8 protein-coding genes are annotated in these 7,156 nt (G+C 36.6%); 3 read left to right on the top strand and 5 right to left on the bottom strand.

The window, feature by feature from the left end:
- Positions 1 to 248: 248 nt before the first annotated feature.
- The gene (locus ACILQF_RS08795) at positions 249 to 815 is read left to right on the top strand and encodes an RNA polymerase sigma factor (RefSeq protein WP_395627046.1); all 567 of its coding nucleotides are present in this window, start codon (positions 249 to 251) and stop codon (positions 813 to 815) included.
- A gap of 10 nt (positions 816 to 825) precedes the next feature.
- A complete protein-coding gene (locus ACILQF_RS08790) occupies positions 826 to 1,911 on the top strand; it encodes a S1C family serine protease (RefSeq protein WP_395627045.1) in 1,086 nt (361 codons plus the stop codon).
- A gap of 51 nt (positions 1,912 to 1,962) precedes the next feature.
- Here the strand turns inward: ACILQF_RS08790 and ACILQF_RS08785 are convergent, their stop codons facing one another.
- The 3 genes from ACILQF_RS08785 to pdxH are packed head-to-tail and all read right to left on the bottom strand — an operon-like array spanning position 1,963 to position 4,330.
- Positions 1,963 to 3,144, bottom strand: a complete 1,182-nt coding sequence (locus ACILQF_RS08785) for an NADH-quinone oxidoreductase subunit D (protein WP_395627044.1) — start codon at positions 3,142 to 3,144, stop codon at positions 1,963 to 1,965.
- Between the two features lie 25 nt (positions 3,145 to 3,169).
- The gene (locus ACILQF_RS08780; RefSeq protein ID WP_395627043.1) at positions 3,170 to 3,670 is read right to left on the bottom strand and encodes an NADH-quinone oxidoreductase subunit C; all 501 of its coding nucleotides are present in this window, start codon (positions 3,668 to 3,670) and stop codon (positions 3,170 to 3,172) included.
- Between the two features lie 6 nt (positions 3,671 to 3,676).
- A complete protein-coding gene (gene pdxH / locus ACILQF_RS08775) occupies positions 3,677 to 4,330 on the bottom strand; it encodes a pyridoxamine 5'-phosphate oxidase (RefSeq protein WP_395627042.1) in 654 nt (217 codons plus the stop codon).
- A gap of 311 nt (positions 4,331 to 4,641) precedes the next feature.
- Here pdxH and ACILQF_RS08770 point away from each other — a divergent pair, with 311 nt between their 5' ends.
- Positions 4,642 to 5,205: a YqgE/AlgH family protein gene (locus tag ACILQF_RS08770; RefSeq protein WP_395627041.1), complete on the top strand. Its 564-nt coding sequence runs from the start codon at positions 4,642 to 4,644 to the stop codon at positions 5,203 to 5,205.
- A 339-nt stretch (positions 5,206 to 5,544) separates the two neighbouring features.
- Here the strand turns inward: ACILQF_RS08770 and purE are convergent, their stop codons facing one another.
- Both purE and ACILQF_RS08760 read right to left on the bottom strand, forming a co-directional pair.
- Positions 5,545 to 6,051, bottom strand: coding sequence for a 5-(carboxyamino)imidazole ribonucleotide mutase (gene purE / locus ACILQF_RS08765; RefSeq protein ID WP_395627040.1), 507 nt, complete (start codon positions 6,049 to 6,051; stop codon positions 5,545 to 5,547).
- Between the two features lie 35 nt (positions 6,052 to 6,086).
- Positions 6,087 to 7,156, bottom strand: a 1,070-nt coding sequence (locus ACILQF_RS08760) for a 5-(carboxyamino)imidazole ribonucleotide synthase (RefSeq protein WP_395627039.1), incomplete at its 5' end; no start/stop codon positions are given.

The raw sequence follows: 7,156 nt of genomic DNA, 5'->3' as shown, positions 1-7,156 counted from the left end.
ATCAACAGCAGTAGAATCAGTAGCAGCTTCTTCAGTTTTGTTTGAGTTACAAGCAGCAACTGATAAAGAGATAGCTAAAGCTAAGAAACCGAATTTGAAAGAATTTTTCATCGTTAAGTGTTTAAAATGTATTTAAATAATTTACAGTTAATACCCCAAAGTTAAAAAGGTAACCCATAATATTGAAAAAAATAAAAAAAATATTTTTGCTATCATTGGGTTACAATTTCGAATAAAAAGTATTAACAGTGAAAAAAGACACAAAAAGTTCAGTTCCAGCCGATAGTGAAATTATTTTAGGAATACTGAATGACTCAAAAGAGATATTAAATCGTTTGTACACTACTTACTTTCCCATGGTACTCCAATTAGTACTCAATAACAACGGAAATGAGGATGATGCGAAAGATGTTTTTCAAGAGTCTATAATTGTTCTTTACAATAAAGTAAAAACTGGAAATTTTGAGCTAAACAGTAAGCTAAAAACTTTTATCTACTCTGTATGTAGAAGGTTATGGCTAAAACGCTTAAACGCCCAAAGTAAAACTGTTCGTAACATTGAAGATTTTTCTGATTTTATTCCGGTGGAAGATGACTTGGAAAGACAGGAAGAAAAAGACAGACAGTTTGCAATAATGGAATCTGCTTTGCTTCAATTAGGGGAGCCCTGCAAAACTATTATTGAAGATTATTACATGCAGAATAAATCAATGCAGGAAATTTGCGAGAAATTTGGTTATACCAATGCTGATAATGCTAAAACTCAAAAATATAAATGCTTGCAACGCTTGAAAAAATTATTTTTCCAAGCTTAAAAATTAAATAATGAAGAGCGATATAGAAATTATTAATCAAATTGATACCTATCTGAGAGGAGAGCTTTCTGATACTGATCTCTTTGATTTTGAAAATAAAAGGCGTGAAGATCCTGCTTTTGATCTTAAAGTGGTGGAACATTCCAATTTGGTTTCACATTTATCTGAATATTCGGGTGCCCTGAAATTAAAATCCGACATGAACATTATTCACGAAACGTTGGATATTCATGCGATCAGAAACCAAGTTGCTCCAGATGCACCAATTTATGTCAGACTTTGGAAAAAATATAGAATCAATACAGCCATTGCAGCTACTGTTGCATTAATTGCAGTGTCTGGAACTTTACTTTCTACAGGTTTCTTCTCTAAATCAATTTCTACTAATGTGAGCCTTCTCCGTAGAGAAATAAATAGTATTAAGAAATCACAAAATGATTTAATCAAAAATATTAAACCAATTAAAGGTCCTGCTAACCCTGGTTCTTTTGGAGGTACAGGATTTGCACTTTCATCTAACGGCTATTTAGTAACTAATTACCATGTAATTAAAGATGCCGATTCACTTTATGTACAAAATTCTGAAGGTGAGGCATTTAAAGCTAAAATGATTTATATTGATCCAGCGTATGATTTAGCTGTTTTACAAATTGTAGATCCAGCATTTGAAGGTCTTGCAGCATTGCCTTACACTTTTAAAAAATCGGCATCTGATGTAGGTGAGGACGTATTTACCATTGGTTTTCCCAGAGATGATCAAGTGTATGGTAAAGGTTATGTGAGTTCAAAAAATGGTTATGCTGGTGATACAGTGGCTTATCAAGTTTCTATTCCAGTAAATCCTGGTAATAGTGGTGGACCCCTACTAGATAACCGCGGAAATGTAATCGGTATTATTAATGGTAAACAAACCCAAGTTGACGGGGCCGCATTTGCCATCAAATCAACTTATATTTTGAAATCTATTGATGCAATACCGCAAGATTCTTTGGATGAGAAATTAGTTCTCAGCAAGAGAAATAGCTTATCGGGATTAAGCAGAAAAGATCAGTTTAAAAAACTAGAACCATTTATTTACATGGTTAAGGTTTACTAATCCATACCTAAAACACATAAAAAAGCCTTAAGCTAATGTTTAAGGCTTTTTTTATCGGTCAACTTCTCCAAGAACAATATCCACAGAACCAAGTATGGCTACCAAGTCTGCAATCAAAACTCCTCTAGTAATTTCTGGTAAGACAGAGAGATTATTGAAACTGGGACCTCTTGCTTTAACACGCTTGGGAATTTCAGTCTTTCCATCCGTAATAAAATAATAACCGAGTTCTCCACGTGGGTTTTCAGATCGGATATAAAAATCTTGCTCTTTAGGAATAATCTTTTTAGGAAGTTTTGCTCTTGGGTCGAATTCGGGGCCACGCTTAAGCTCTTTTTGAAGCTTTTCAAGGCATTGTTCTATAATTTTAATAGATTCTGATACTTCATCGGCTCTAACCTTGTAGCGGTCCCAGCAATCGCCAATCTTCCCCATCTCACCTTTACCTATAGGTATTTCGAAGTCCAGCTCTGGGTAAGCCGAATATTCATCCACTCTTCGTAAATCCCATTTTAAGCCGGAGCCTCTCAACATCGGACCAGAGCAACCGTAATTAATGGCTACATCGAGTGGTAAAATACCCACTCCAGCAGTTCTAGATATAAATATTTGATTATCAGTCAATAATTGATTGAGCTCAGCTAATTTTGGCTTAAAATATTCGACGAATTCGCTACAACGCTCCTCAAAACCAACTGGCAAATCATAAAATAAACCACCAACCCAAATGTAATTGTAAAGCATTCTTGAACCAGAAGCCCACTCAAGCATGTTCATGATGTGCTCCCGATCTCTAAAGCACCATAAAAATGGGGTGAATGCACCAATGTCAATGCCATAAGTACCAATTGCAATTAAATGGGAAGCAATTCTATTCAACTCACAAACTAGTACACGAATGTATTCCACCCGTTTTGGAATTTCCTTATCAATGCCCATCATCCGTTCCACACCCATTACAAAGGCATGGTTATTATTCATGGACGATAAATAATCCATTCTATCTACAAAAGGGATGATTTGCTGGTAGGTGAGGCTCTCACAATGTTTTTCAAAACAACGATGCAAATAACCCATATGTGGAATCACCTCTTTCACAATTTCTCCGTCGGTGATGAGCTCAAGACGTAGAACACCATGAGTGGAAGGGTGCTGCGGACCCATGTTTATGATCATCTCCTCGGGTTGAAGATTTTCCGTCAAGAGGTCATATCTATTTTTTTTTACCTGCATGCTATCTTGGTGCAAATTGGGCAAATTAATTTATTTTTATTCCTTTATATTCTTCTGCGGCTTTATAATCCTTCCGTAATGGATAGCCCTCCCAATCATCTGGAAGCAATATTCTACGCTGATCTGGATGTCCTTCAAAGTGTAAGCCTACAAGATCAAAGGCCTCACGCTCGTGCCATTCGGCAGTTTTCCAAACCTCTGAAACGCTATAAAAACTGGGTAATGTATCTAAATGACGATGGTGTTCAATCTCCACCTTCAAAACCAATTGATGCTGATGAGGAATTGATGAGAGGTGATAAACCACCGAGAATTTGTTACTCTCAGGGCCATGATCAACACCTGTTAAACAAGAAAGAAAGTCGAACCAAGTAGCTTTATTGTCCCTTAACTCTTCACAAACAGGAACAATAAAATCAGGATGAATAAATAGAGCAGACTGTAAACCAGTCGTCTGACTATCCAAAATTGCTTCCGAACCAAATTTCCCGCTTAAAAGAGATCTTATATCCTCAAAAGTCATCATTTGAAATTATGGTGCAAGTCGAACTATTTTCCAGGTTTTCTTATCCGCTTTTTTATAAACGATACGGTCGTGTAAGCGGCTTGGGCGGCCTTGCCAAAATTCAATTACCTGAGGCTTAACCAAGTATCCACCCCAAAATGCAGGCTTTGGGATTGATTTATTATCGTAACGAGCCTCAGTTTCAGACCAAATTTTTTCAATTTCATCCATGTTTTCAATCACCTGACTCTGCGGCGACGCAATAGCACCTAATTGACTTTTTATAGGTCTGCTCTGGAAATAACGTTCCGATTCCTCCTTGCTAAGCTTCTCAACTGTGCCTTCAATACGAACTTGCCGACCCAACTCAGCCCAGTGAAATACCAAGGCCACAACTGGGTTTTTAGCCATTTCTTTGCCTTTAGCGCTCAAATAATTGGTGTAAAACATAAAACCACGCTCTTCATAGCCCTTTAGCAAAACAATGCGTGCGGAAGGCTTTCTGTCGATACTTGTGGTTGCTAAAGTCATGGCATTTGGCTCAATTACACCCGCTTCCATTGCCTCCTTTAACCAATGCCCAAACTGCTTGATTGGGTCCTTAGTTACGTCTTTAACTGTTAATTTCTCAGCACTGTACTCCTGACGGAGGTTTTCTAATGTTTGTTTTTCTACTGACATAGTATAAATTAATAATCAAGACAATTATCCGATATCCTGATTACTGCAAACTTAACAATTGCACCTTGTTATTCTATCATTTCAAGAATTTTTAGCGCTAGATAATATAAAAGATATTGCCTATTTTGAAATTTCTTACAATTGAATGATCATTAAGGGCGTTTTAACAGGCTGTACGCTATATCTGTTTTGGCGAAGAAGCCAAAAAGAATGCCCTTACCTTCCTTAACGCTCACGCTAAAATAAAGTCACATAATAAAATTGAAAAAAATCTGTTTGATAGTAATATTCAATAAATTTAATTTTTACTAATGATAAGTCCGATAAAACCCCAAAATGGTTCTTTACTCGTATCCGAACCTTTCATGCTTGATCCTAATTTCAAGCGTTCTGTTGTTCTCCTTACCGAATGTGCGCAGAGTGGGGCAGTAGGCTTTGTACTAAATCAAAGAAGTAATTTGATACTTAGCGATTTAGTTTCTGATTTAAAATGGGCCAATTTTCCAATATTTATTGGCGGCCCAGTAGAAACAGACAGTTTACAATTTGTGCATCGCTGCTATGATAAAATAAAAAGCGGACTCAAAATTAAGGATGATATGTATTGGGGTGGTAATTTTGAGGCACTTAAAGTGCTCATCGATAATAATGAGATACAACATAATGAAATTAAATTTTTCATGGGATATTCAGGCTGGGGAGCAGGTCAGCTTGAGGATGAAATGAAAGAAAATTCTTGGATGGCTAGCGATTCATTCAATTCTGAGGTGATTTTTGTTGAAGATGAAGAAAATCTTTGGCGTGAAGCGGTAATTGGCCTAGGACCCAAATATGCACATATAGCTAATTTTCCGGAAGATCATCGCTGGAATTAAGTAAATAGATGTCGCCTATAGGTTTGCTAGAATGAGAATATATATATCACGAAAATGGTTTTAATTGCTATTTAGGTAGCTAATTTAATTAATCAGATATTTCTTTGTGCTGCCTCCTCGAATAGATAAGAGCTTATGTTCTTTATACTGTTTTTTTTATTTTAGATAAGGCAGGAAATTGAATCTTGGTTAATTAAATCCTGATTTTAGATCAGCTCTTCATGATTCTTTTTCCACTGCCCTTAGATTTCAGCGCAGCGCATCTAGTGATTTTAAAATAAGAAGCTTCTTGGGGGCTTCTCTTGTCATCATAAATTAATGTCACCGAACAATCAATTCTTAACTTTCCATCTCCCTAGCACTTTCTTCCACCTTTTCCTTCAAACTTTGTTTGTAGTCTAAGAGTCTTTGAGAAAGTGCAGCATCAGACGTTCCCAGGATTTGCGCTGCTAATATTCCAGCATTTTTGGCTGCATTAAGTGCCACAGTAGCTACAGGAATGCCATTAGGCATTTGTAAAATAGATAAGATAGAATCCCAACCATCAATTGAATTCGATGATTTAACAGGAACACCAATTACAGGAATTTGAGTAATGGAAGCTACCATGCCCGGTAAATGTGCAGCACCACCGGCACCTGCAATAATTACTTTTAATCCTCTAGACGCAGCACTCTTTGCATAGTCAAACATACGCTCAGGTGTGCGGTGTGCAGATACAACCGTCATCTCAAAGTTTACACCAAGCTCCTTTAAAATGTCAGCGGCATCTTGCATGATGTTTAAGTCTGACTTGCTGCCCATGATGATTCCTACCTGAATTTTCGTATTTAAAGCTGCACTCATTTTATTTTAGGTTATGTATAAAATTGAATCTCAAATTAAGATTTTACTTTAATAGTTCTTTGTACAAATTTAGCTTTTTCAATCGCTTTCTGACGATCTTCATCTAAAATCGTCACATGACCCATTTTCCGGAAGGGTTTCGTGCTTTTCTTGCCATATAAATGGAGGTAAACCCCATCCAAAGCTAGTGCTTCATTCAAACCCTCATATATTGCCGGTCCCACAAAACCTTTTTCACCCAATAAATTGATCATTACCGCATGTTGTATGCTTCGCGTATCCCCCAAAGGTAAATTAAATATGGCCCTTAATAATTGCTCATATTGAGAAGTATAATTACCCTCAATACTCTGATGTCCACTATTATGTGGTCTTGGCGCAATTTCATTTACTAGGATCTTTCCATCTTTTGTTAGGAAAAGCTCCACCGCTAGAATTCCCACAATTTTTAATTTTTCAGCAACCTTTATCGCAACTTTATCAGCTAATTCTAATATTTCTGTAGGTAGGGTTGAAGGGGAGATTAAAAATTCAACCAAATTGGCTTCAGGATTGAATTCCATCTCCACGCATGGAAAGGTTTTTATATCGCCATCCTCATTTCTAGCGACAATTACCGCTAGCTCTTTCTCAAATGGTATCCACTCTTCAACTAAGCTCGGCTCATGGAATGCTTTTTCGAGATCTGCCTCACTTTTGATACTGCAAACGCCTTTTCCATCATAACCATCCTTGCGTAATTTTTGAATATAGGGAAAAGGAATATTGGCAGAAAGAAGATCTTCCTTGTTATTAAATAGCTGAAAATTTGCTGTTTCTATCTCATTATCCTTGAAAAATTGCTTTTGAGTTCCTTTATCTTGTATTAAACGAATTACGCGTGATTGAGGAAAAACCTTAACTCCTTCATTTTCTAATTTCTCAAGGGCATCCACATTAACCTTTTCAATTTCTATGGTTAAAATGTCTAAATTCTTCCCAAAATTATAAACGGTTTCATAATCGGTTAAAGAGCCGTGGACAAATTTCTCACATAGATCTTTGCAAGGAGCATTGGCATCAGGATCTAAAACATGACTGCTTATATTGAAATTGATAGTCTCCT

It is taken from the genome of Daejeonella sp., from assembly GCF_044232565.1.
GTDB lineage: Bacteria > Bacteroidota > Bacteroidia > Sphingobacteriales > Sphingobacteriaceae > Daejeonella.
Note: the sequence above shows the minus strand (reverse complement) of the source record. Positions and strands in the feature narration are given on the sequence as shown.

Bases quoted from the DNA above. Each gene is read 5' to 3' on its own strand.
- ACILQF_RS08790 (WP_395627045.1), top strand. From the start codon at position 826: ATGAAGAGCGATATAGAAATTATTAATCAAATTGATACCTATCTGAGA.
- ACILQF_RS08785 (WP_395627044.1), bottom strand. From the start codon at position 3,144: ATGCAGGTAAAAAAAAATAGATATGACCTCTTGACGGAAAATCTTCAA.
- ACILQF_RS08780 (WP_395627043.1), bottom strand. From the start codon at position 3,670: ATGATGACTTTTGAGGATATAAGATCTCTTTTAAGCGGGAAATTTGGT.
- pdxH (WP_395627042.1), bottom strand. From the start codon at position 4,330: ATGTCAGTAGAAAAACAAACATTAGAAAACCTCCGTCAGGAGTACAGT.
- ACILQF_RS08770 (WP_395627041.1), top strand. From the start codon at position 4,642: ATGATAAGTCCGATAAAACCCCAAAATGGTTCTTTACTCGTATCCGAA.
- purE (WP_395627040.1), bottom strand. From the start codon at position 6,051: ATGAGTGCAGCTTTAAATACGAAAATTCAGGTAGGAATCATCATGGGC.